This window comes from Paenibacillus gyeongsangnamensis, from assembly GCF_027533625.1.
Lineage (GTDB): Bacteria > Bacillota > Bacilli > Paenibacillales > NBRC-103111 > Paenibacillus_G > Paenibacillus_G gyeongsangnamensis.
This window is the reverse complement of sequence record NZ_JAQAGZ010000017.1, coordinates 51419-73526: the sequence shown is the minus strand read 5'-3', so window position 1 is coordinate 73526 and position 22108 is coordinate 51419. Positions and strand designations below refer to the sequence as shown.

General features: G+C 49.0%; 21 protein-coding genes and 1 riboswitch. Of the genes, 13 read left to right on the top strand and 8 right to left on the bottom strand.

Annotated features, from left to right (window positions below; genetic code table 11):
- Positions 1–4 precede the first annotated feature (4 nt).
- The 7 genes from ptsP to O9H85_RS23865 all read left to right on the top strand — a co-directional run bounded on the left by ptsP (position 5) and on the right by O9H85_RS23865 (position 8040).
- A complete protein-coding gene (ptsP, locus tag O9H85_RS23895; RefSeq protein ID WP_269884022.1) occupies positions 5–1732 on the top strand; it encodes a phosphoenolpyruvate--protein phosphotransferase in 1728 nt (575 codons plus the stop codon).
- On the top strand, positions 1729–1992 hold the full coding sequence (locus O9H85_RS23890) for an HPr family phosphocarrier protein (RefSeq protein ID WP_269883927.1): 264 nt from the start codon (positions 1729–1731) through the stop codon (positions 1990–1992). Before ptsP ends, O9H85_RS23890 begins: the two co-directional genes overlap by 4 nt.
- Positions 1993–2257: 265 nt before the next feature.
- Positions 2258–2512 (top strand): hypothetical protein, encoded by a 255-nt coding sequence (locus O9H85_RS23885; RefSeq protein WP_269883926.1) that lies wholly within the window; start codon positions 2258–2260, stop codon positions 2510–2512.
- Positions 2513–2664: 152 nt separating this feature from the next.
- Positions 2665–3597, top strand: a complete 933-nt coding sequence (locus O9H85_RS23880) for a magnesium transporter MgtE N-terminal domain-containing protein (protein ID WP_269883925.1) — start codon at positions 2665–2667, stop codon at positions 3595–3597.
- 350 nt (positions 3598–3947) lie between these two features.
- Positions 3948–4361: a DUF2203 domain-containing protein gene (locus O9H85_RS23875; protein ID WP_269883924.1), complete on the top strand. Its 414-nt coding sequence runs from the start codon at positions 3948–3950 to the stop codon at positions 4359–4361.
- A 372-nt stretch (positions 4362–4733) separates the two neighbouring features.
- On the top strand, positions 4734–6614 hold the full coding sequence (htpG, locus tag O9H85_RS23870; RefSeq protein ID WP_269883923.1) for a molecular chaperone HtpG: 1881 nt from the start codon (positions 4734–4736) through the stop codon (positions 6612–6614).
- A gap of 208 nt (positions 6615–6822) precedes the next feature.
- The gene (locus O9H85_RS23865; RefSeq protein ID WP_269883922.1) at positions 6823–8040 is read left to right on the top strand and encodes an MFS transporter; all 1218 of its coding nucleotides are present in this window, start codon (positions 6823–6825) and stop codon (positions 8038–8040) included.
- Here the strand turns inward: O9H85_RS23865 and O9H85_RS23860 are convergent.
- The 3 genes from O9H85_RS23860 to O9H85_RS23850 form a co-directional block, all read right to left on the bottom strand.
- Positions 8000–8911, bottom strand: coding sequence for a LysR family transcriptional regulator (locus O9H85_RS23860; protein ID WP_269883921.1), 912 nt, complete (start codon positions 8909–8911; stop codon positions 8000–8002). The genes O9H85_RS23865 and O9H85_RS23860 overlap by 41 nt on opposite strands.
- Before the next feature lie 247 nt (positions 8912–9158).
- The gene (locus O9H85_RS23855; RefSeq protein ID WP_269883920.1) at positions 9159–9587 is read right to left on the bottom strand and encodes a VOC family protein; all 429 of its coding nucleotides are present in this window, start codon (positions 9585–9587) and stop codon (positions 9159–9161) included.
- Between the two features lie 254 nt (positions 9588–9841).
- Positions 9842–10876: an FUSC family protein gene (locus tag O9H85_RS23850; RefSeq protein WP_269883919.1), complete on the bottom strand. Its 1035-nt coding sequence runs from the start codon at positions 10874–10876 to the stop codon at positions 9842–9844.
- A gap of 186 nt (positions 10877–11062) precedes the next feature.
- On the opposite strand from O9H85_RS23850, the gene O9H85_RS23845 reads away from it, so the two are divergent.
- Positions 11063–11401 (top strand): YmaF family protein, encoded by a 339-nt coding sequence (locus tag O9H85_RS23845; RefSeq protein WP_269883918.1) that lies wholly within the window; start codon positions 11063–11065, stop codon positions 11399–11401.
- Between the two features lie 384 nt (positions 11402–11785).
- Positions 11786–12793: a zinc-dependent alcohol dehydrogenase family protein gene (locus tag O9H85_RS23840; protein WP_269883917.1), complete on the top strand. Its 1008-nt coding sequence runs from the start codon at positions 11786–11788 to the stop codon at positions 12791–12793.
- 118 nt (positions 12794–12911) lie between these two features.
- On the opposite strand, the gene O9H85_RS23835 is transcribed toward O9H85_RS23840, so the two are convergent.
- Complete coding sequence (locus O9H85_RS23835; RefSeq protein ID WP_269883916.1) at positions 12912–14978, bottom strand: ATP-binding protein; 2067 nt, start codon at positions 14976–14978, stop codon at positions 12912–12914.
- 194 nt (positions 14979–15172) lie between these two features.
- Positions 15173–15256: riboswitch (cyclic di-GMP riboswitch) on the top strand.
- Positions 15257–15300: 44 nt separating this feature from the next.
- On the opposite strand from O9H85_RS23835, the gene O9H85_RS23830 reads away from it, so the two are divergent.
- Positions 15301–15426, top strand: a complete 126-nt coding sequence (locus O9H85_RS23830) for a hypothetical protein (RefSeq protein ID WP_269883915.1) — start codon at positions 15301–15303, stop codon at positions 15424–15426.
- Between the two features lie 218 nt (positions 15427–15644).
- On the opposite strand, the gene O9H85_RS23825 is transcribed toward O9H85_RS23830, so the two are convergent.
- The 4 genes from O9H85_RS23825 to O9H85_RS37880 form a co-directional block, all read right to left on the bottom strand.
- Positions 15645–16466, bottom strand: a complete 822-nt coding sequence (locus tag O9H85_RS23825) for an undecaprenyl-diphosphate phosphatase (protein ID WP_269883914.1) — start codon at positions 16464–16466, stop codon at positions 15645–15647.
- 206 nt (positions 16467–16672) lie between these two features.
- Positions 16673–18292, bottom strand: coding sequence for an S-layer homology domain-containing protein (locus tag O9H85_RS23820; RefSeq protein ID WP_269883913.1), 1620 nt, complete (start codon positions 18290–18292; stop codon positions 16673–16675).
- A gap of 199 nt (positions 18293–18491) precedes the next feature.
- Entirely contained in the window at positions 18492–19040 is a 549-nt protein-coding gene (locus tag O9H85_RS23815; protein ID WP_269883912.1) for a TetR/AcrR family transcriptional regulator, read from the bottom strand.
- 28 nt (positions 19041–19068) lie between these two features.
- Positions 19069–19368: an HXXEE domain-containing protein gene (locus O9H85_RS37880; protein ID WP_409348191.1), complete on the bottom strand. Its 300-nt coding sequence runs from the start codon at positions 19366–19368 to the stop codon at positions 19069–19071.
- Between the two features lie 143 nt (positions 19369–19511).
- On the opposite strand from O9H85_RS37880, the gene O9H85_RS23805 reads away from it, so the two are divergent.
- The 3 genes from O9H85_RS23805 (at position 19512) to O9H85_RS23795 (ending at position 21446) form a co-directional block, all read left to right on the top strand.
- The gene (locus O9H85_RS23805; protein WP_269883910.1) at positions 19512–19976 is read left to right on the top strand and encodes an MEKHLA domain-containing protein; all 465 of its coding nucleotides are present in this window, start codon (positions 19512–19514) and stop codon (positions 19974–19976) included.
- A 332-nt stretch (positions 19977–20308) separates the two neighbouring features.
- On the top strand, positions 20309–21079 hold the full coding sequence (locus O9H85_RS23800; RefSeq protein ID WP_269883909.1) for a sugar phosphate isomerase/epimerase family protein: 771 nt from the start codon (positions 20309–20311) through the stop codon (positions 21077–21079).
- Positions 21080–21170: 91 nt separating this feature from the next.
- Positions 21171–21446, top strand: a complete 276-nt coding sequence (locus tag O9H85_RS23795) for a hypothetical protein (RefSeq protein ID WP_269883908.1) — start codon at positions 21171–21173, stop codon at positions 21444–21446.
- Positions 21447–22108: the final 662 nt, after the last annotated feature.

The following is a 22108-nucleotide window of genomic DNA, read 5'->3' as shown; positions in this document are numbered from 1 at the left end:
GATGATGACACAGAGATTGACCGGTATAGCCGCTTCCCCCGGCATTGCCATTGCAAAGGCATTCCAATTAAATCATATTCAGTATACCCCTGCGTCAGAGAAAGTGGCTGACGCCCATCAGGAGGCGACCCGGTTCCGTCAGGCGGTAGAGGAAGCAAGGCAAGAGCTGGAGAGGATCAAGACGATGACGGAGGAGCGGATGGGCGCGGATAAAGCGGAGATCTTCGAAGCGCATTTGCTCCTGCTGGAGGATCCGGATCTGATCGATGCGGTGATCGAGAATATCGAAAACGACGAAGTCAATGCGGAGTATGCGCTCGACCAAGTATCGGGCGGCTTCATCGAGGTGTTAAGTTCGATGGACAATGAACTGCTGAGGGAACGCGCGGCGGATGTGCGCGACGTTGCCGGCCGGATCATGAGCCTGCTAAGGGGCGTATCTTACGCAGCAATTTCGGCGATTCATGAGCCGTGCGTGCTCGTTGCGGAGGATTTGACCCCTTCGGATACGGCGCAGCTCAATCCCGATGCGGTGCTTGGCTTCGTGACCGTCGTCGGAAGCCGCACGTCGCATTCGGCCATTATGGCTCGCTCCCTGGAGCTGCCCGCTATTGTCGGAGCGGGGGAGGCTGCGGCGAAGATCGAGACGGGAACGATGATTATCATGGATGCCCTTGAGGGAACCGTCATCATCGATCCGACGGAAGAGGAGCTTGAGACGTATCAAGCTCGGAAAGAGGCATATGATCTCCGGAAGAAAGAGCTTCGCAAGCTGCTGGACCAGCCGACCGTTTCCGCAGACGGTCATCGCGTGGAGCTGGCCGCCAATATCGGCAGCGTGGAAGATTTGCAAAAGGTGTTCGCGAACGGAGCCGAGGGCATCGGTTTGTTCCGGACGGAATTCCTGTATATGGAGCGGAACTCGCTTCCGAGCGAGGAAGAGCAGTTCCAAGTGTATAAACACGTACTGGAACGAATGAACGGCAAGCCCGTTGTGATACGCACGCTCGATATCGGCGGTGATAAAGAGCTGTCTTATATGAAGCTTGCGGCCGAGAGCAATCCGTTCCTCGGATTGCGGGCCGTCCGCTTGTGTCTCAGCAAGCAGGATTTATTCCGCACGCAGCTTAGAGCGCTCCTTAGGGCCAGCAGCTACGGCCAGCTCAAGATTATGTTTCCTATGATTGCGGTCGGCTCAGAGCTGAGGGAGGCCAAGCGGCTGCTCCGGGAGGAGCAAGAGAAGCTGGCTCAGGAAGGAATATCTGTATCCGCAGCCATTGAGGTCGGAATCATGATCGAGGTTCCCGCCGCGGCCCTCGCGGCCGATCTGCTTGCCAAGGAAGTCGATTTCTTCAGCATCGGCACGAACGATCTGATTCAATATACGATGGCTGCTGATCGTATGAACGAGAATGTGTCTTATTTGTACCAGCCATGTCATCCGTCCGTTCTGCGCTTGATCCGCATGGTCATTGAAGCGGCGAATCGAGAGGGCAAATGGGTGGGCATGTGCGGTGAAATGGCCGGCGACGAAACGGCGATTCCGATCCTGCTCGGCATGGGACTACACGAGTTCAGCATGAGCGCGAGCTCCATCCTGCCGGCGCGCGCCTTGATCAAACAGCTGTCCCGCGGTGAGTGGGTGGGGTATATCGGCGAGCTGCTGTCGATGGATAGCCATGAACATATTCAACAATTCGTTAAACAGAAGATAAGGGGCGATCTGTCATGATATCTCAAACCTATACGGTACTGAATCCATCCGGCTTTCACGCGCGTCCGACCAAGGTGTTCGTTCAGGCGGCCAGCGCTTTTCCTTGCAAGGTCAACGTAATCAAAGGCGGCAAGAAAGTGAACGGGAAAAGCTCGCTCAGCATGTTGACGCTTGGTATTCAGAAGAATGAAGAAGTGACGCTCGAGGTCGATGGAGAGCAGGAGGAGCAAGCTCTGAAGGAGCTGGGCGAAGTGCTGACCCGCATATTTGAGGAATAGACCGTTAGATTCATCGGGCCAAGACCTGAAGGCCGCGTTTATCGCGGCCTTTTTGCTATTTACGGAAAAATGATTCGAATTTGCATCCCAGATCAGCCTTGTGGTGATTTCTTAGAACCGGATTAATAGAACTATTTATGTGGTAAAATTGAGCATTTTGTAGTGCATCTCACTGAAAAAAGAAAAAACACATGCTAGAATTGATGTGAAATTGACTGTATTCGACAAATTCCATAATTTGATGAAACGTGAGAGGATCTTATTTATGAACAAGAACGATATCTTGAAGGAAATTAACAGTATCAGGGACCATCATCGGGACCTTGAAAAATCTATAGATTTGTTATACAAAATCCAGCTGAACCGGGGACCGTTAATTGAAGTGATGACGATCATTAAGCATGAGCGGCCTTGTCTTTACGGTTATATCAAAAACCGATTAAACTCAAAACGGGGATTTAGTTTATTATTCGACCTCTCCGTGAATTACGAACTGGCGAAGCAGAGATTAAGCGTGTGATATCCGAGTTGTTATTTGTGCCTATGATCATAGGTCTACAAGGGCGATGAACTTGAACTTTTGCTGATGATCAGGTAGTATTTGGATTATACATAGCAGTCGAATCATGTCGGAATGATTGCCGATAATGCCTCTAGGAGGGAAAGCCATCCATGGAAACCCCTGACAACTCACTAAAGGAAATTACGAACAGGCAACGATTGACCTATTTTGTTGTGATCCCCGTCTTATTCACAACCGCCTTACTGGGAGTCGGCACGGCCATCATTCAGCAAGGCAAGGGAAAAAGCTTCTCCGATTCGATCATCGCCGTCGGGACGAAAGCGGCGGGCGCGGCGAAGGGGATCACATCGCTTATGCATAGCAAATCACCCGCTCCCGCTGCAACGGCTCCATCAGCTAACGCTCAGCAACCGGCTGCATCAACGAATCCGGCACCGTCCGCAGCGGCTACATCTGCTGGCACGCCGACTGCAGGTAAGCCGACTGCAGGTAAGCCGACTGCAGGCACCCCGTCCGCAGCGACTTCGTCAGCAGCCATGCCCGATCCGTCATCCGTCTCCGGGTCGACAACGGATGATGCGGGAGCAAAGTTCAAGATGAGGACAGACGAGGTTGCCGCCGAGTTCTCGAAGATGAAGCCCGCTCAAGCCAGTCAGATTATAAGCAATATGTCTTCTAAAGAAGCGGTATTCGCCATGCTGGGCATGAATACGCAGCAGCGTTCCGATATTCTTGCGAATATGGATCCGAAGCAGGCTGCGGACCTGTCCAATCTCCTTGCCAAATTTCCGCCGAGCAAGAGTTATGACCCTGCGGCCGAGCAGCAGCTGCAGAATTTGCCCGAGGTGCAGAAGCAGATGGACGACCTCGTGAAGACGTACAGCCAACTGCCTGCGAACAGTGCCGCTTTATTAATCACTGAGCTGATGAAAACGAATTCTGCCCAGGCGGTCAATGTGATGGCGCAAATGGACAATGTGACGAGAGCACAAATTTTATCGGCAATGAGCAATACGAAAACAAACCCGGACGGACTGAAATATGCCACCGCGATTACGGAAAGACTGCTTAGTTTAAAGTAAAAGCTTTTAACTATTCGTCTTGATGTCTATACGTACGGCCTATTCGCATGAATGCGGGTAGGCCGTTGTTCGTTTTATAGGACGATTTGGTATCGGCGCAAGCGCAACGATTAATTTCTTGCCGGTCACATCCAGGTATCTCCGTCTGTATATCACAAGCGCAAGCGCCGAGCCGACGATCAATGAAATGGAAGTTTACATTAAATAAGTAATCAGATTTCTTGGGGAGCTTTAAAGTAGGCTGCCGGTTCAGTTGATCCGGCGGCGTATTTCGTTGTACCCGTGGCACGGGCAGCAGTGGCATTCTTCGAAGCGATCTAGTACACTGGGATGTAAGGAGTCGATGTACATTGAACAATAGGACGTTTACCTTAAGTGAGGCGAATGCTCTCCTGCCTCAACTGAAAGAGGATTTGTCACAGCTTCAAGGTCTGGTGAAACAATTCGAGGATCTCTATCTGGAGCTGCAGAAGAAAAAGGCCAATACCGAACCTGCTTTCTTCTATGAGGAAGACGATATGGATCCTTATTTCGAGCTGGAAGGGCAGCTTGATTTTTTGAAGCTCGAGGCTGATCTGCTTATTGGTAATTTTGCTCGTAAAGGCGTACTGCTGAAGATGATCAACCCGGGTTTGATTGACTTTCCTGCCGTACTAAACGGGGAGGATGTCCTGATTTGCTGGAAGGAAGGGGAAGAAGCAATTACCCACTACCATGGCTGGCATGACGGGTTCAATGGACGAAAACCGATTCCGGATGCATAAGTCCAATGTAGAATCGCACAGCCATCTGCACGGGTTTCAGATACGGAAAGAACAGCAGTTCCATTCGCATCTTTCGAAGGGGCTGTTTTTGTCAGTTGATAAGAATTTATAAGTTTTCGAAGGCTTATAGCTTCGCATCAACCTTGATAAACGCGCTGGTCCTTGTAAGACAAGGACGGCGTAGCCGTTTATCCTGGTTTACCTAACTAGGACGGGGGAAGAAGTTATCCCGTTCAAGGGGCAGGGATCTTGACAGCAAAATTTAGGATATGGTATATACAAATAAGTATTAGCACTCTTGCGGGTGGAGTGCCAACAAGCGCGCCATCATATAATCTATCAGATCCCCTTACTTTGAAAGGAGACCGGTTCATGGTCAAGAAAGAGTTTAAAGCCGAATCGAAACGATTACTGGAGATGATGATTAACTCTATTTATACTCAGAGAGAAATCTTTTTGAGAGAGCTGATCTCCAATGCAAGCGATGCGATCGACAAGATTTATTATAAAGCATTAAGCGACGATCAACTGGTTTTTAACAAGGATGACTACTATATCAAGCTGGCTGCGGATAAGGCAAGCCGTACCTTGACGATCTTGGATACAGGGATTGGAATGACGAAAGAAGAGCTTGAGAATAACCTTGGCGTCATCGCCAAGAGCGGTTCCCTGGCCTTCAAGAAAGAAAATGAATCGAAGGACGGGCACAATATTATCGGCCAATTCGGGGTGGGCTTCTATTCCGCATTTATGGTGGCCGATACGGTAACGGTCATCAGCAAGGCGCTCGGTAGCGATGAAGCCTATAAATGGGAATCCCAAGGAGCTGACGGATATACGATCGAGCCTTGCAGCAAGGCATCCGTCGGTACGGAGATTATTCTCAAAATCAAAGAAAATACCGAAGAGGATCAATATGACGAGTTTCTTGAAGAGTACCGGTTAAAGGCGATCATCAAGAAATATTCGGATTTCATTCGCTACCCCATCAAGATGGAGGTCGCCGTCAGAAAGCCTAAAGCAGATAGCGAGAATGAATTCGAAGAAGTTCATGAGGAACAAACCGTCAATAGTATGGTCCCGATCTGGCGCAAGAATAAGAATGAGCTGACGCCGGAGGATTACGAGAACTTTTACTTTGAGAAACGCTATGGCTTCGACAAGCCGATCAAGCATGTTCATATCAGCGCCGACGGGGCTGTCGTGTATAACGCTATCTTGTTCATCCCGGAGAAAACGCCGTTCGATTATTACACAAAAGAGTATGAAAAAGGGCTGGAGCTCTATTCCAATGGCGTTCTGATTATGGATAAATGCTCCGATTTAGTGCCGGACTATTTCAGCTTCGTCAAAGGTATGGTGGACTCCGAGGATTTATCGCTGAACATCTCGAGAGAGCTGCTGCAGCATGACCGGCAGTTGAAGCTGATCGCCAAGAACATCAAGAACAAGATCAAGAGCCAGCTTCAGAGCTTGCTGAAGGATGAAAGAGAGCAGTATGAGAAGTTCTATCAATCCTTTGGCCGTCAATTGAAATTTGGCGTCTATAGCGACTATGGCATGAATAAAGAAGATCTGCAGGACCTTCTGATGTTCTATTCTTCCACGGAGAAGAAGCTGGTTACCTTGGACGAATATGTTTCGAGAATGCCGGAGGATCAGAAATATATTTATTATGCTTCAGGTGAGAGCATCGCAAGAATCGAGAAGCTTCCGCAAGCCGAAATGGTGGCGGACAAGGGCTACGAAATGCTGTACTTCACCGACGAGATCGATGAATTCGCGGTCAAGATGATGATGAAATATAAAGACAAGGAATTTAAATCGGTGTCTAGCGGCGATCTGGGGATCGAACAGGATCAGGAAGAGAATTCTTCGGCTGCCGAAGAAACCGACAATAAAGATCTCTTCGATTACATGGCGGGCTTACTGACAGACAAAGTAACCAAGGTCAAAGCTTCCAAAAGACTGAAGTCCCACCCGGTATGTCTGTCCGCAGAGGGCGAGCTCTCCATTGAGATGGAAAAAATTCTGAAGTCCATGCCAAACAATCAAGATGTTAAAGCAGATAAAGTATTGGAAATTAATGTTCATCATCAGGTGTTCCATTCGCTCAAGGATGCATACGCCCATGACAAGGAGAAAGTGAACCTGTATACGAACCTGTTATATCAACAGGCGCTTCTGATCGAAGGATTGCCGCTTCAAGATCCGGTACAATTTACTAACGATATTTGTAAAATCATGGTTTAAATCGGGCTTCCGGCTTTGTAGCAAAGTCGTTGAAAGAAGGTTAAAGCCTATTCACCAAAACGGGGACTGCCGAAACTACGGTAGTCCTTTTTTGCGACTTCGCTTATTACCTGGATGCATGAAAATGTTGATAAAAATGAATTATACACATCATTCTTCCGGGTGTATTCTAAATTCATCAGTAAAATAAGGAAGGATCTGAAAACCGATGGCCTTGCAATCATCCGATTATCTTGAACGCGGCACCAAGGAATATCGTCAAGGCAGCTTGGCGCTGTTCGCTGCAGGACTCGCCACCTTTGCCGTGCTTTATTGCGTACAACCTTTATTTCCGGTTTATTCTCTCGAATGGAGATTGTCTCCTGCGACCGTCAGTCTAACCTTATCGGTCAGTACGATACTGCTTGCCGTTTCTCTACCGGTTGCCGGCTTTATCTCCGACCGGATCGGCCGTAAAACGGTCATGACAGCCGCGCTGCTGCTCTCTTCCTTTTGCTGCTTGGGTACGGCTTTTGCTCCTAATTTTGCAAGCCTGCTTCTTCTCCGAGCGATACAGGGCATTGTTCTGGCCGGACTGCCGGCCGTGGCCATGACCTACCTGGCGGAGGAAATCGAAGCCAAAAGCTTAGGGTTTGCGATGGGATTGTACATCAGCGGAAATACGGTAGGGGGACTCTTCGGCCGGGTGGTCGTCAGCTCGGCATCCGACCTTTTGTCGTGGAGGTGGGGTATCGGTCTGCTCGCGGTCATCAGCTTGGTTGCGAGTCTGTTCTTTTGGCGCCGTTTGCCTTCATCGCAGCATTTCAAGCCGAAGCGGCTGCAGCCGCGGGCCATCCTTCGGCAGTTCGCCGTCCAGTTTCAGGAGGCCGGAATGGTGTGTCTATTCGCGCTCGCAGCGATTCTTATGGGAGGCTTCGTCACCTTGTACAACTACTTAGGCTTCCGGCTGCTGGCAGCCCCTTTCCACTTGTCACAAACACTTGTGGGCTGGATCTTCGTGATTTACCTGGTTGGCACGTTCAGTTCATCGTGGATGGGACGGGTGAGCGATCGAATCGGCCGCGGATCGGTTCTATGGATGAATATCCTTTTGATGCTGCTCGGCATTTTGCCGACCCTGTCCTCGCACCTAGCGGTAGTCGTCCTCGGTGTCGGCATATTTACCTTCGGCTTCTTCGGGAGTCATTCGACCGCCAGCTCCTGGGTAGGGAGCCGGGCGTTGACCGGCAAAGCGCAAGCATCTTCTTTGTACCTGCTGTTTTATTACTTGGGCTCCAGCCTGGGAGGATCAATCGGAGGGATCTTCTGGGGACGATATGCCTGGGGCGGCGTAGTCGGCATGATTGCCTTACTGCTGCTTCTAGCCATGGTTGCCGCATTCCTGCTTACCGTCGTTGTGCCGAGGAAGGAAGCCCTTCCGGCTTAAAATCGTCCAGGACAAATTGCAAAAATCGCTTGGAGGAGGGAGAGAGATAGCGGTCCTTCGACCACGCCACACCGATGACCCGGCGACATTCAGGCGTGCTCACGCGCAGCTTGACTCCATGCTCGATGCCGCTGCCTTTGACGTTGGGGAGCAATGCTACCCCGAGCCCTGCAGCTACCAATCCTGCAACGGTCGGGACTTCTTCCCCTTCGAAGGCGATCCGGGGCGTAAAGCCGGCTTGGAGACAGAGCCGGTCGATGATATGGCGAAGGCCGTAGCCATGCTTAAAGGAAACCATCGGCTCGTCCGCAATTTCCGTTAAAGCAATGGAATCCCGGCCGGCAAGCGGATGCTGCTTCGGTACGAACACAAACAATTCTTCGCTCCACAGCTCCTTCCATTCCACTGAATTGACCGCCTCGCTAGGGGAGGACAACAAACAAAGGTCGAGCATGCCATGTACCAGCTGTTGAAGGAGTACCGTGGTGCTGCTCTGATTCAATTGAAACCTTACGCGCGGGTACTTGGAGCGGAAGGAGACGATTAGCTCGGGGATCATATGCGAACCCAGTGTATGGAGAAAGCCCAGCGTCACCTCACCGGCATCCTCGTCCAGCAAATCCCGGATCTCCAGCTTTCCATCCTCATATTCTTTCAATATCCTGTTGACCCGCTGTAAAAATAGCTGTCCGTAACGGTTCAGCGCAATGGAGCGGCCCTGCCGATCGAAGAGGGGGACGCCCAGCTCGCTCTCCAAACGGGAGATGGAACGGCTGAGTGCCGACTGGGAGACCGATAACGCCTGCGCGGCTTGCGTCATATGCTCCAATCGGGCGACGGTTTGAAAATATTCAAGCTGCTGCCACTCCAACGCCAGACACCTTCTCAGCTCATAGATTCATACTTCTTACGCCCAGTATAACATAGAGGCGGCTCTTGTAGGGAATAGGCAGCGGCAGAATGTATGCTGTTCAATAACGTATTGCTGCAACAATGAGTCAATCGCCGTCGTTTGGATCAGGTTCTTGTGCTATAGAAAACGGACAACGGCTCTGACGCTTGTAATAGCGATATCAGAGCCGTTGTATTTCATTTATTCATGTTAGCTGAAGAATGCTCTATGCTTGTTGGCCTTCTGTGAAGATTTGGAAGGTTACGCCAAACTTGTCCTGTACAATACCATATGCCGGGCTGAAATGGGTTTCTTGCAGCGGCATGTTCACTTGACCGCCTTGCTGGAGGGCATCATAAATTTGTTTGGACCGGTTCTTATCGTTGGTTGAGATGCAAATGGTCACTTGATTCCCGCTGTGATGGGGTTGGCCAGGGAACGTATCAGAGAACATAAGATCGGTTTCGCCGACTTTGAGCAATGCGTGAGCCACGCGTTCCTTCGCCTCTGCCGGTAAAGGAAACTCAGGGTTTTCCGGCATTTCTCCGAAAGATTGGATGAATAGAAGTTGGGCATCCAATGCTTCTTTGTAAAACTGAATGGCTTCGTTAGCGTTCCCATCCATCACTAAATACGGGATCAATCGTAATGACATTGTTCATCTTCTCCTTGGATTTGAATTTGTTCGCTTCTACTGTACTCTACATTTTCCCGACACATGTTCAGTTGGATACCAGGAAATAAATCTTATATACCAAAATATCCAATAATTTCATTATACATTAAAGAACATATGTTTGCAATACGGAAATACTATATCTCATTCATTGCACCAAATTAGTATTGGAGCAAAGCAATATGGAGGAGACTTTCCTGCCAATACGAAGAAGGCGTATCGGCAGGTTTCTTTTATTTGAAGTCTTGGAGCAGCTGCAGCGTATCGTTGTGCAAGGCAAATGCAAATCGTGCATCCTCCGATGAAGCGGGAAGCGCCAAAGCAGCCGGCATGGTTTCCAATACGGAAACGTCGGCCGCCGGAGTGAAATAGCCGCTCTTTCCTTGCTCGAGAAGCATTATATTTTGTTTCCAATTGTGCAGATGTTCGGCGATGGCGTGCATGCGCCTACCCCATAGCGTCCGGTCTTCTGTTGTCATCCTCCCGCTTGACGACCATTCCGACAAGGTTCGCAGCATACCTGTCAAATGTGCGTATCCCTGTTTCAAATGTATCAATTGCCCGTGATACTGCTGCAAGAGGGCACGGCTTTTTTGGACGAAAGGATGGTATTGCAAGCTCTTTTCCGCTTTACTGAACTGATCGATCGTTTGCTGCAGCTCATCGAACAAGCTCCGCGCATCGTTTTGAATCATAATCCCGGCAGCAGGAGCGCAGCCGTTGTTCAGCCATTGGGATACTCTCCTGAAGCGGTCGGTCAAACGATCAGTGTAGGTGTATAAATCTTCAATGGCTTGTTTCGTAAAGTTTGGTGGGAACACGAATATATGAATGACGATAGCGACCGCGCAGCCGATGACGGTATCCCGAATCCGGTCGCCCGTATAGCCAGGATCTCTCCCTTGAAAATAAAGCACCAGCAAAATGCTGAGCGCGACCTGATTGATGACGACCTTATCGAAACCTATCCCATGGATCAATGCAGCTGAAACCAGGATCAACAATCCCAAGCTCCAAGCATTCATTCCAACGTAGGGAGCTATATACACAGTGAATAACACGCCGGCAATCGTCCCCAGGATCCGTTGAATGCCAAATAAAAGGGATTTGTCTACCGTCACCTGCAAGCAAAGAATGACTGAAAGCGGGGCCAGATAAGGATGGGTGGAGCCCGCAAGCTTGGCGGCTTCCCATGATATGGCGGAGGCTGCAGCCATTTTCCAAACGATAGCAGTCCGATATAGGAAATGATGGATTCTTTTTAACATGTCAGCAGCTGAATTCCTTCCGAATTTGTGGAAAAGCGATAATTGTATTGTAGCCAACTTTCGAGAAGGAAATAACCGATCGGCCGGACATGGGTTTCGAGCGCTGAATCGGAAAGACGACTTATGTAACCAATTTGCTGGGCGTGTGCATATGCTAGGATAAAACCTAAGGAGTGCTGCCCGATCATGGCCCAAATCAAGAAAGTAACATTTGTGAGCGGTTTTGTACCAAATCATACGCATGGTTCCGTTGATTACACGTCGGTTGAAAACGGACACGTTCATCAATGCCTGGATGTGACCTTCCCACCCATTCGTACTCAAGACGGCGGACATATTCATTACACGGAAGGATACGTCGTTTTTGAAGATGGCCACACACATCATTACAAAGCGTACTCCGGTCCGGCCATACCTGTAGGTAACGGAATGCACGTACATTACTACGATTTTTATACTTCGGTAGAAGAGGGTCATAAACATCATGTTACCGGAGTAGATATGGCGGCGCCGGGTTCTAAATAGGGTGCCGATGAATAGAAGGAGCTGCCGCGGCGGCTCCAGGCTGTAGAGAAACCAATGAAATAGAGAAATTTGCCTTGGTACCCGGTGGGGTATCCCCTTCCGGCCGCTGTTGTTACCCGTAAAACTTTCAATTAATCCGTTAAACAGCGGTAATTTTCCGATGACAAAGGCGGACGCTATCGCTCCTACAGGGCATACCCCACCTACACCTTTGGCATTTTTCAGTTTATCAGGGTTTCTCGTCAATCTGGAGCTGCCGCGGCGGCTCTTTCTTATTTTTGAATCTCAAAAAAGAGATAAGGAACACTATTGCCGGACGGTCCCTTCTTGGATCGGAAGATGGTATAATCAGGAGGAAATTCGTCTATCAAAGGAGCAAGTTCGTTGGAATCCAAGTGTGTTGCATTCTATCAATTCGGCAAGCCGCAGGATGTATTGAGAGTGGAGGGCAAAATGCACAGTCCGCTCAAGCAGGGAGAAGTTCGTGTTCGCATGACCGCTGCTCCCATCAATCCATCCGACCTCATCCCGATTACCGGGGCTTATGCACATCGCATTTCTTTACCGGCTATTCCCGGTTATGAAGGGGTTGGTATAGTAGAAGAAGTCGGTCCGAAGGTATCAAAGGACTTGATCGGCAAGCGCGTGCTGCCCTTGCGGGGAGAAGGCACCTGGCAGCAATATGTCAGTACCCAAGCGCAATGGACGATACCGATTCCAGGGACGATGGACGATTATACAGCCGCACAATTATATATCAATCCGGTTACGGCATGGATCCTCTGTACGGAGGTGTTAAGCTTGAAGCCGGATGACATTTTATTGGTCAATGCCTGTGGCTCTTCGATCGGCCGGATTGCGGCCCAATTATCCAAGCTGCTCGGTTTTCGGATGATCGCCGTCACGAGGAATCATACCTACACGGATGAGCTTCTGAACCTCGGCGCTTCTCAAGTGATCAATACGGCAGAGGAGCGATTGCATTCCGCCGTTATGGAGCTAACGAACGGGGCAGGGGCGACGGCTGCGATCGATTCCATCGGAGGCTCGTCCGGCACCGAGCTAGCCTCATGCGTAAAGTCCGGCGGGTTGTTCATCACCATCGGTCTATTATCGGGCATTCCCGTCAACTGGGCGCATATCGCGCAAACGACTAAAGTCCATGCGAACTTATTTTACTTGCGTCATTGGAACGAACGGGTTTCCATACGAACATGGCAGCAAACGTTCGGCCATTTAATCGGCTTAATCAGCGAGAAACGGTTAAGCCTTATGCCGCCGCAGTGTGAATATCCATTAACGTCCGTTCAAGAGGCTGTACGTACGGCCCAATCCGGCAGCGGAAACCGCGGGAAAGTTTTTTTAACCATGTCCGGAGCCAGGCAGCGCTAGAGCTTGCTATGGCCGATTAATTGGTACGGACCTGAGCGTCAAACATCCCATTCCACCGATTTTCGGCGGTATGGGACGTTTGTGCTGATACGACGTTAGCGGTTAGAGTAACATGTTCCTAATTACGATACCGGCCCAGAAGCGTAATCGTTTTATCCATCGTCTCACTCAGATGGCGGTAATAGGTGGCCCGGCTGACATGAAGCCTGGAGGCAGCGGCATCCGGGCTTAAGGAAGGGTGGGCGTGCAACAAATGGAGCAGGTTTTGATTCCTGCGGCTGAGCGGGGAAGGGGGCTGGGCGGAACGCAGCAGCCCGCTTAGCATGCTCTGGACTTCGCTGCCGCTCCTGTTTAACCAACGCGCTACCGCAGTCCTTCCGAGTGCATCCGGATCGTCAAGGACGAGCAAAGCCGCTTTCAAATCCTCCGGTTGAAGCATTGCATCCGAAGGAACGGGACGATGCTCAACTGCCGAAGCATCCAGGAAGGAAACGACCCACGCCCCAAAATCCCTCGTACGCAAATCAAGCTCCAGCACGGTATCTCCATGGGCCGGGTGGTCTGAAGGAAGATGGCGCAGCCATCTGGTTTGAAAACCGAGAGACTGGAATTTCGCCTTCAGGTTGTCGCTGTTCGTTGTTAGCGTAAGGCGGGTCCCCATACTGACAATCCGGGAAAACCCGTCAGTAAACATGAGCTCAAACAATTGTTTGGGCGTGTAGTTCAAATCGTCGGCAGCGACGCCGCCAAGAAAATGATAGTAGGTCTCCGCTTCTTCATGACGCAGAAGGGAAATACGGCCGGCTTCATCAGGAAAGCAAGCTTCGAGTACGCTGGGAATATAGGCTTGCAAAAAGCTAAATGTATCTTGATAAAGCAGAAGACCCGCATGGAACATAATCGGAATGTCTTCGTTCGAGCGAAATACTCGAATGCTCTCGGGGAAGCGTTCCGCCAGCTCGTCGAGCAATTGATGCGCCTTCTCTTCCGATTCCAATGAAATGGCTTGCTGCGCTCTTTCCTCCACTAACAGTTTATGCAAATAGGGCAGATCCACTTTGCGATACATATCAAAAGAGGCCGGAACGTTGTTTCCATAAAAGCCGTTTGGCAGAGCATCCTTACAAATCGAAAGCAGCGCCGCGGCGATCCCGTTTTTTTCATGGGGCTTGACGGTTCTGAACAATGTGCACGAATCCTCTACGATGCGCCGGCGTAAGGTTTGAAAACGCTCGGGTTCACGGCTTTGAAAATCACTCAGCAAATGCTCCCTGGCGACGTCGTGAAGCGCAAAGCCTTCCATCGTCGGCCGGATGAACGAGAGCTGGCTTAACTGGTGAAGTTGAGTGATCTTTAAAGGCGCGGAGAGGAGACGATTTAACGTGTCCTGGTTAGCCTGCGGTAAAATGGTCAGCAGATCCAGAATTTCATGAAAATCGGGGGAGACCACCTCCCGCAGCAGTTGGGCGCTTACGACTCGGGATACCGGCCAGGCGCCGCTTTTTTCGGATCGTTCCGTCCGGTTTACATTCTCTGCAGCCAAAGCCATCGCAAGCGGATGGCCATGAGTATCCTGAATGAGCGTCTCGATTGCTTCGGTATCCTCCAATCCTAGATTTGAATAATAGTTCCACATCTCCATCCGCGACAAAGGCTCCAAGTGCATGATTCTCAGCCGGCTGCGCCATGCGATGTCGTTCTGCCATTCCAAAGATAAAGGCTGTCTGCCCGCCAGTACGATGAATGCTTCGGTGGCAGGCAGTTCGGGGAGGAACACTTCCCGAAGCCATCCCTCGATGGAGTTAAGGGCTTCGTAATTATCGATGCAAAGAACGGTTCGCCGACTGGCGATCATCTCCATTATTTCTGTCATGGGGTCTTTGAAGGCGGATTCCGAAACGGTATGCTTCATTAGAAGGGAATGAACGACATCAAGAAACCCGCTGGGAGAATCCTTGCAGACACGGCTATCCAGCCAAAGACACTGTGCTCCTGCATCTTGCGCCATATCCAGAAATTTAAGCAGCAGAGCGGACTTTCCGATTCCTCCCATACCGGAGACGAATACCGCCTCAGTAGGAGCATTGGGCTTGCTGAGCCACTTGTTTACATATGCGATTTCCGCCTGCCGGCCGACGAAGAGACGGCTTCTCTCTATGAGCAAGGCTTCTTTTAAATTCCCCACAACGTCCCCCACCTTAATCCTAAATTACGTCCATATTATTCGACATCTATGATTTGAATTCCTCTCTCGGGGTGAGACAGCAGCGACTGAAATGAGAAATTATTGAGACGCAAATTGAGATAATTGGAGCGGTCTTATGCTTTATAATGAGATCAATGGATCGGAATGACGCGGAAATAAGGATTCCTTTTTGTAAATAACGTGGTCGCTATGAATTCGGATCTGTACATGGGCACTTGGACCCGAGGGAGCGAGTAGTGCAACCGACCACCTTTCACTTCCATAGGGGGTTGTTCCTCCTACTTCCAAAGGAGACGATTGTGTGGACAAAAAAACGTTAAGCATTGAAGAAATTGTTCTCCAGTTAGGAATCAGTCCGCATAAGTTAGAACATTGGAAAAAAGAAACGGCCAGTCAGCAATTTAAATCAGATAAGGATGAGAGCTAAGAATGCTGCCGCCCAAGTTCAACGGCTCATGCTTTGATTGTGGGTATCAATGAAAGGGGAGTCTGCCTAATCGGCAGTTTTGCTTTTGCAACTTATTACCAAAATATGATCAGAGCGGATTTAAAAAGCGTTTATTATAGCAAATCCAGACAATAAAAAAAGTCAAGCTTAACGAATTTCTTCGTTTAGCTTGACTTTTCCAATTTCCACTCATTCCATTAAAATGCATAAACAGACAAGAGAACGATCACGCCGACGATCCAGCAATAATAGGCAAAAGGTCTCATCGCCTTAAACTCGTGCTTTTTAAACCACTTCATTAGGATCCATACGGCGATCAAAGCAAATATCCCCGAAAAGATACCACCCAGGATGGACATTCCGAGCAGCCCATGCATGCCGGTTTTTAGCTTGGGAACCTCCAAAATACCTGCGCCCACGATAATCGGGGTGGCTAACAGCATCGAAAAACGGGCGGCAGCTTCATGCCTTAGTCCCATCCAAAATCCTGCAGTCATGCTGGAGCCCGATCTCGAAAAACCAGGCACTAACGCCAAGGATTGAAACAGACCGATAATGAGGGCTTGTCCATAACTTAAATCTTCAACCTCTTTAGTGCCCTGGCCGGAAGCTTTCTCGCCGAAATAAAGCAAGAAGCCGTTAACAATAAGAAATATCGCCGCACTGGTAACGCTGCTGAACATGTTACTAAGCTTCTTTTCGAAAATGACGCCAAGCAATGCTGCCGGTATCGTTCCTACGATCACGAGCAATAAAATTTTTCTAGATTGGGACACGCCGCCTGAAAACAGCGCACGAAGCATTGTTAGCCAATCGCGGCTGAAAAAGGCAAGCAGAGCGATGGCCGTGCCTAAGTGCAGCATAACCACGTATGGTAAAAAGTGCTCCTTTAAAAATTCGGGACTCAAATTCCAGTGAAAAACATAAGGAGTCAATACACCATGGGCCACACTGCTAATCGGAAACAGCTCGGTGATTCCTTGGATCACAGCAAATATGACCGTCTGAATAAAATCCATGCTACATCTCCCTCGGCAAATAAAGTAAATGAACAACTTATAGTATAACATGTAAGATTTTAAGAATAGTTAAAGAAATGTAAAAATTACAGTCAGAATGAAGAGTACGAAAAACGAATAAGGAGCAGATGCGGCAGCTCCTCAAACGGTATTTTCTCCAATGCTTAGATAAGAACCTTCCTGCCCATTGTCCGTATCATCTTAGCTTACGGCTTTCGTATTTTAACCTCGGAAGTGGCCCGCTTCCCAGTAGGCAGGATGGCCGTCAGATTGAATTGAGTCACATTGCCGGTGACATGAACGGTTCCGTCTTTATCAATTGAGACACTGCCTATCGGACCTTTGGAGTCTCCAACAATATATTCCGGAATGAATATCGTCCCTAATGCAAAATTGTATTTCTGAACTTCACCAGGCTCGTAGGTAATACCGTAATTATCGGTTACTTTCAAATCCATTTCACTGTACGCATTGAATTGAGCGGTATATACGCCGCCGGTGACGGTCAAGTTCTGCTCGATAGAGGTTTCCCTTGCTTCAACAAGCTGGCCGGTAACGGCGTCATCTTTCACATTAATAGGTATAGACAATTGCTTGCTGCCGCCGTTCAAGGTTGTGAAAATGATGCTTACCGTCGCCTTCCCGGGCTTTTTGCCTAGGATATAACCTCTGTGATCAAAGGAAACGACTGCTTTGACGACAGCGGGGTTCGTTGAGGCGATCGACTGAATCATACCGGGCAAAGCGACCTCATTTCCGGAAGTTGTAGCGGCTGTCAGTATAATTTCCTTGGCGAACTTACTGACCGTAGGATCTTCAACCTCCGATTTCGTTGCATAACCGTCGGCCCCAGTCGCCATCGCCGTTAGCCCGTTATCGATCACGCTACTTAAATCGTATGCATTGGTAACGGAATAGTTCAAACCGCCTGCAGGCGCAGAAGATGGAACGGTAAAAGCAGTGGATGCGGTTTTGATGGAATCGAGACCGCTCAAGGTGACGTTGTAATCTCCACCGGATAGCTTAGCGTCTCCGATTAAGGTTAATGCAGCCGATTTCGTATCGCTGGACCACGTAATTACGGTCGGAATGACTGCATCTCCTTGTTTAAGAGTCAACGAGGCCTTTGATATGTCGACGGATTTGTCCAAAGTAACCTGTACGGCTTGATCGCCGGATGCTTGAGCGGATATGACGGACACCTGATCTTGTTCCTTTGAATTGCGGTTGGCCATCCAGGAACCATAGGCACCCGTAACCAGGTCGGCACGTGTAGCCGAAGCAGCTCCGTTCTTGTTAGCCGGATGGATGTTCAGATCGGTCGCTTGCTTGACGGCATCGGCATACCAGGGATTCGAATCGACATTCACTTTTCGGCCAAGTCCATTAATGAACACCTTATCCAACTGCCCAATGGTTACATTCTCTCCAGGCGCAAAGGTACTGTCAGTCTTTCCGTCAATGAGCCCGGCTTTCTTGGCCGCTTCGATATAGGAAACCGCCCAGCCGCTCACAGGATCATCCGTACGGACATCCGAGAAGCTGGAAGTCCGAACGGTTTGGTTTACCGGAAGCCCGAAAACCAGACAAGCAACCTTCGCGAATTGAGCTCTTGTCATAGGCTGCGAGATGCCGAAGCTATCGTCTGTGATCCCTTCGAAAATGCCATTAGAGAGAAGGACGTCGAGCTTGGATTTTAATCCCGGGTCAAGATTGGTCAAATCTTTATAGTCGGAAGTTGTTTTTGTTGTGCCGGCCATAGCGGATGAAGCTAACATAGAAAAAGCCATGGCTGCTGCGGTGATCAGAGTTAAACTCTTCTTCAAATCATTCGTTCCTCCTTGATCATGTAGTAAATACCATTCTGCTAACATTGATCATACTATTACTCCAATTGAAATGCGAGCCTTCAAGGTCCGACGGAAAAATGAGGAAGACCGGGCCCGCTGCCGTCTAAATGGGTGAACGGTTCCGGAGTCCGTGACGCTTTTATGTGATCTCAAAGTCCCTTCAGCAAAATGGTCACTACCTCACGAATATATCGTCCCGCTCAAGTGCTCTACCCCCTAACCGGATGCCGACGGCGGAGTACGTTAGCAGGGAGGATAGCATCATGCCGGCTGCCGCCTCCAAGGACTGTGGGCTAACCGGCTTATTCCTCGCCGCTCTCTCTAATAGCCTGGCGGCTCCGCTAACTATTCTCTCGACAAGCCCCGCGACTTCCTTGGAAATCTCATTGTCGGCCATCAGCTCAGGTGACCAGATCAATAGCAGATAGGAACGATGCTCACGAAGAAAAGACAAGTATGCTCTCCCGTATTCCATCAGCGCCGATTCTGCGTCCAATCGGTCTAAAGCGCTCTCTTTCTCTTGAATGGCATGATGAAAGGAGAACGTCCGAACCACCTGCATTAACAACTCTCTCTTATCTTTGAAATAATAGAATAGGAGCCCTTCCGCCGTACCACTGCGTTCCGCGATTTCTTTTGTAGCCGTGGCCGAAAACCCTTTCTCGGCGAACAGCTCCAAAGCAGCTTGCAGAATCGCCTCTTTCTTGACTGAGGTTCTTGCCATCTTTTTCACTCCACTCCATGATTCAATGTCATACGACGTTTCTCCCGATCCAATGGGCTGTCAAAAGGACCGGTACAATCAATACTGCAAAAGGCAAGCTTATTACGATCATACCCCATGTGACGATATGGTTTTGGAACAATTGCTGATACAAAATAAGACAGTAGGGGAGAACGAGGAGTGCGGATGTCAGAGCTCCCGGGGTTAATCTGCGGAAAAAGATCGCTTGGCCGATGTGCGTAAAGAGATGAACAAAGAAGATGAGCGTACATACGACAAAAAAATGAATGTTCCCAGGAGGGCCGCTCGTGATGTATTGACTCGCCATATAGGTGAAACTGCATACAAAAAGAAAAATAATAAGAAGCGGTGTCTTAATATTGAACAACGCACCGGCGATTAGGTATAATATGCATCGGCAGTCATGACTTCCTTTTATGCGGAGACAAGCTAAGGAGGATAACTTATCACATGAATTATACAGGCATTGGAGCAACCGATGGGCATGCCAGACTGATTATGGACAGCTATCGGAGATGGACTGGAAAATCTCTAATAGTTGAAACGGTAGAACCCGGCAAGGCATTCGAGCAGCTGCTAAAGGCTCCCATCGTTGTACTCTCCCATGGAACGGAGAGCGATCCGATCTTGAATTTCGGCAACCTGGCGGCGATGGAGCTTTGGGAGATGGATTGGGGGACGTTCATAAGCACTCCGTCGCGGCTAACCGCAGAACCGATGAAACGCGAGGAACGAGAAAGCTTCCTAAGAGCTGTCAGCAGCCACGGCTATATTGACAATTACACGGGAATTCGGATTTCCAGCACCGGCCGCAGATTTTATATCGTGCAAACAACGGTATGGAATCTCGTCGATGAACACGGCAATTTCCACGGGCAGGCCGCCGCGTTCCGGGAGCATCGTTTGATTGATTAAGGAGATCAGCCTCATCTCCTTAATGTGGGATGTCAGGCTGTTTTTTTGCATATCCGGGAATCGACGGAGTTCGGACGCCAGATTCGCAAATCGTTGAGGAGCGGATCATCCGATTTTGTAAATACAATGGAAAGCGTAAATGACAGCCTCACTCGTTGAAAGGCCAGCCAGACTTATCTGGTTGGCCTTTTTTTCAGAAGGATATACGATCATCCCATTACCTAAATATATGTAGAATATCACTAAAAACTTGTGTATCTCCCGATTTAGGCGATTGCTATAATCAAGGGAAAGCGGCAGCTTTCAAAATATGAAATCCAGGAGTGATGGCAGTGCATCGAAAATTTGCGGCACAATTAAGTACGGTCAGAGATTTATGCAGGGACGATTTTCCCGGAATATTGAGGGAGCTGAAGCGGATGGGCTGGGCCGGAGTTCAGATTTCCGGACTACTTGGTTACGATTCTCGGGAGATTGCCGCCGTTATGCGGGAGACAGGGCTGCAAGCCGCCGGAATTCATGTACCGCTTAACCGACTGCAGAATGAGTTAGACGAAGTAGTTAATGAGGCGAAGCTGTTTGAGACAAGGGATATTGTGCTTAAGGTGATCGGCAAAGAACTGCGGACGGAGGAAGGCTACCGGTCGGTTAGAGGATTTTTGAATGAGGTTGCCCGTAAATTGGCGCCGGAAGGATTCCGGATCAGCTATCATAACCATGCTTTTGAGCTGGAGTCCCATGTGGAAGGCAAGCTGGCGCTTGAATATTTGCTGGAGCCTGCTGCGGACAATCGGGTGCTGGCGGAAATTGATGTTTACTGGGTGAAGAAAGGAAACCGCGATCCTTTATTGTTCCTTGAGCCTTATGCCAACCGGATGCCGATTATCCATTTGAAGGATATGACGACGGATGAGGAGCAGACATTTGCCGAGGTAGGAACAGGCTCGATCGATTTTGCCCCTATCTTGGACTGGTGCGAAGCTAATGGTGTCGAATGGTATGCCGTAGAGCAGGATGTGTGCCCCGGCAATCCGATGGATAGTCTGCAGATCAGCCTGAATAACCTGATGAAATTAGCGGAAAGACGGCAGGCCCGGCAGTAATTTTATTTTTAGCTGCTGCCGATTTGATTAAAAGGTAATATTTTCGAAAAAGATACAACCCATATGCGTCAACGTAGGCGTTTTATGCGGGATGACGTTTGTAGAAGCGATAGCTTCGATGATTTTATCGGATGACAAGAACATTATCTCATTAAAAGCCGCATATAATGCGGCTTTTTCATTTTATGGGATAAAGTTCTTGTCACTTGGTGATGACAAGAACTTTATTCCATTCCCGATTTTGACAAGAACATTATCTCTTTCCCGACAGATTGCTGCTAGTGGTATACGAAGGATGACCGTAATCGTACCAACGTGCCTGCTGATAGCACTAACTGGTACGAGAATTGATCGGCAGCTTTATTAGCCGTTGCGAGTAAGAGTTAAGGAAATTTTATACAAATGCAATAGTTAAAAATTATAATAAGAGAAAAAATGGAGGACAAATTGAATAATAGGAGGACGATGAGGTGGCTTCAAAACATTTTGTTTCTACGGAGGATTATAGAGGCTGAGCTCGATGAAACACCGCTTCACGGCGAATATGATCAATAACGTTGCATATAAGCGTGGGCAATTCGGTAATCTCACCTGTCCCGGATAACGTATATGAGCGGAAAAGTGGATTATTAGAAATGCGGGGCAGCATAAGGCAATATATAGATCACCATTAAAAAGGAGGGACAGATTTTGACCGTCCCTCTCCAGACTATACAAATACAAAGAGATTCTATTCTTCGCGAGAAGAATGATCTGATATAAAGTTAATTGAAAACGCATATATTCTGTCCAGTCTGGCGCCTGCTCGTTCGTATTTTTCTGGGGATCAAAGACTGCGGCGGTCGTGCGTTCCGAGCTGGGGCTTCCAAAACCAACCGCTGCTGTCGATATATATAATGAATGCAGGAATCAAGGGAGGTGGAGACTTAAGCGGTAAAGTCTTTAGAATGGGGCGACATATGTGAGCTTCGGTTCACAACTAGGGTATCGTCATGTTTTTTCAATAACTTCCCCTGTTGAAAACTATAG

Coding starts and splice junctions, on each gene's coding strand:
- ptsP (WP_269884022.1), top strand. CDS start 5: ATGACACAGAGATTGACCGGTATAGCCGCTTCCCCCGGCATTGCCATT.
- O9H85_RS23890 (WP_269883927.1), top strand. CDS start 1,729: ATGATATCTCAAACCTATACGGTACTGAATCCATCCGGCTTTCACGCG.
- O9H85_RS23885 (WP_269883926.1), top strand. CDS start 2,258: ATGAACAAGAACGATATCTTGAAGGAAATTAACAGTATCAGGGACCAT.
- O9H85_RS23880 (WP_269883925.1), top strand. CDS start 2,665: ATGGAAACCCCTGACAACTCACTAAAGGAAATTACGAACAGGCAACGA.
- htpG (WP_269883923.1), top strand. CDS start 4,734: ATGGTCAAGAAAGAGTTTAAAGCCGAATCGAAACGATTACTGGAGATG.
- O9H85_RS23865 (WP_269883922.1), top strand. CDS start 6,823: ATGGCCTTGCAATCATCCGATTATCTTGAACGCGGCACCAAGGAATAT.
- O9H85_RS23855 (WP_269883920.1), bottom strand. CDS start 9,587: ATGTCATTACGATTGATCCCGTATTTAGTGATGGATGGGAACGCTAAC.
- O9H85_RS23850 (WP_269883919.1), bottom strand. CDS start 10,876: ATGTTAAAAAGAATCCATCATTTCCTATATCGGACTGCTATCGTTTGG.
- O9H85_RS23845 (WP_269883918.1), top strand. CDS start 11,063: ATGGCCCAAATCAAGAAAGTAACATTTGTGAGCGGTTTTGTACCAAAT.
- O9H85_RS23825 (WP_269883914.1), bottom strand. CDS start 16,466: ATGGATTTTATTCAGACGGTCATATTTGCTGTGATCCAAGGAATCACC.
- O9H85_RS23815 (WP_269883912.1), bottom strand. CDS start 19,040: ATGGCAAGAACCTCAGTCAAGAAAGAGGCGATTCTGCAAGCTGCTTTG.
- O9H85_RS37880 (WP_409348191.1), bottom strand. CDS start 19,368: ATGGCGAGTCAATACATCACGAGCGGCCCTCCTGGGAACATTCATTTT.
- O9H85_RS23805 (WP_269883910.1), top strand. CDS start 19,512: ATGAATTATACAGGCATTGGAGCAACCGATGGGCATGCCAGACTGATT.
- O9H85_RS23795 (WP_269883908.1), top strand. CDS start 21,171: ATGACGTTTGTAGAAGCGATAGCTTCGATGATTTTATCGGATGACAAG.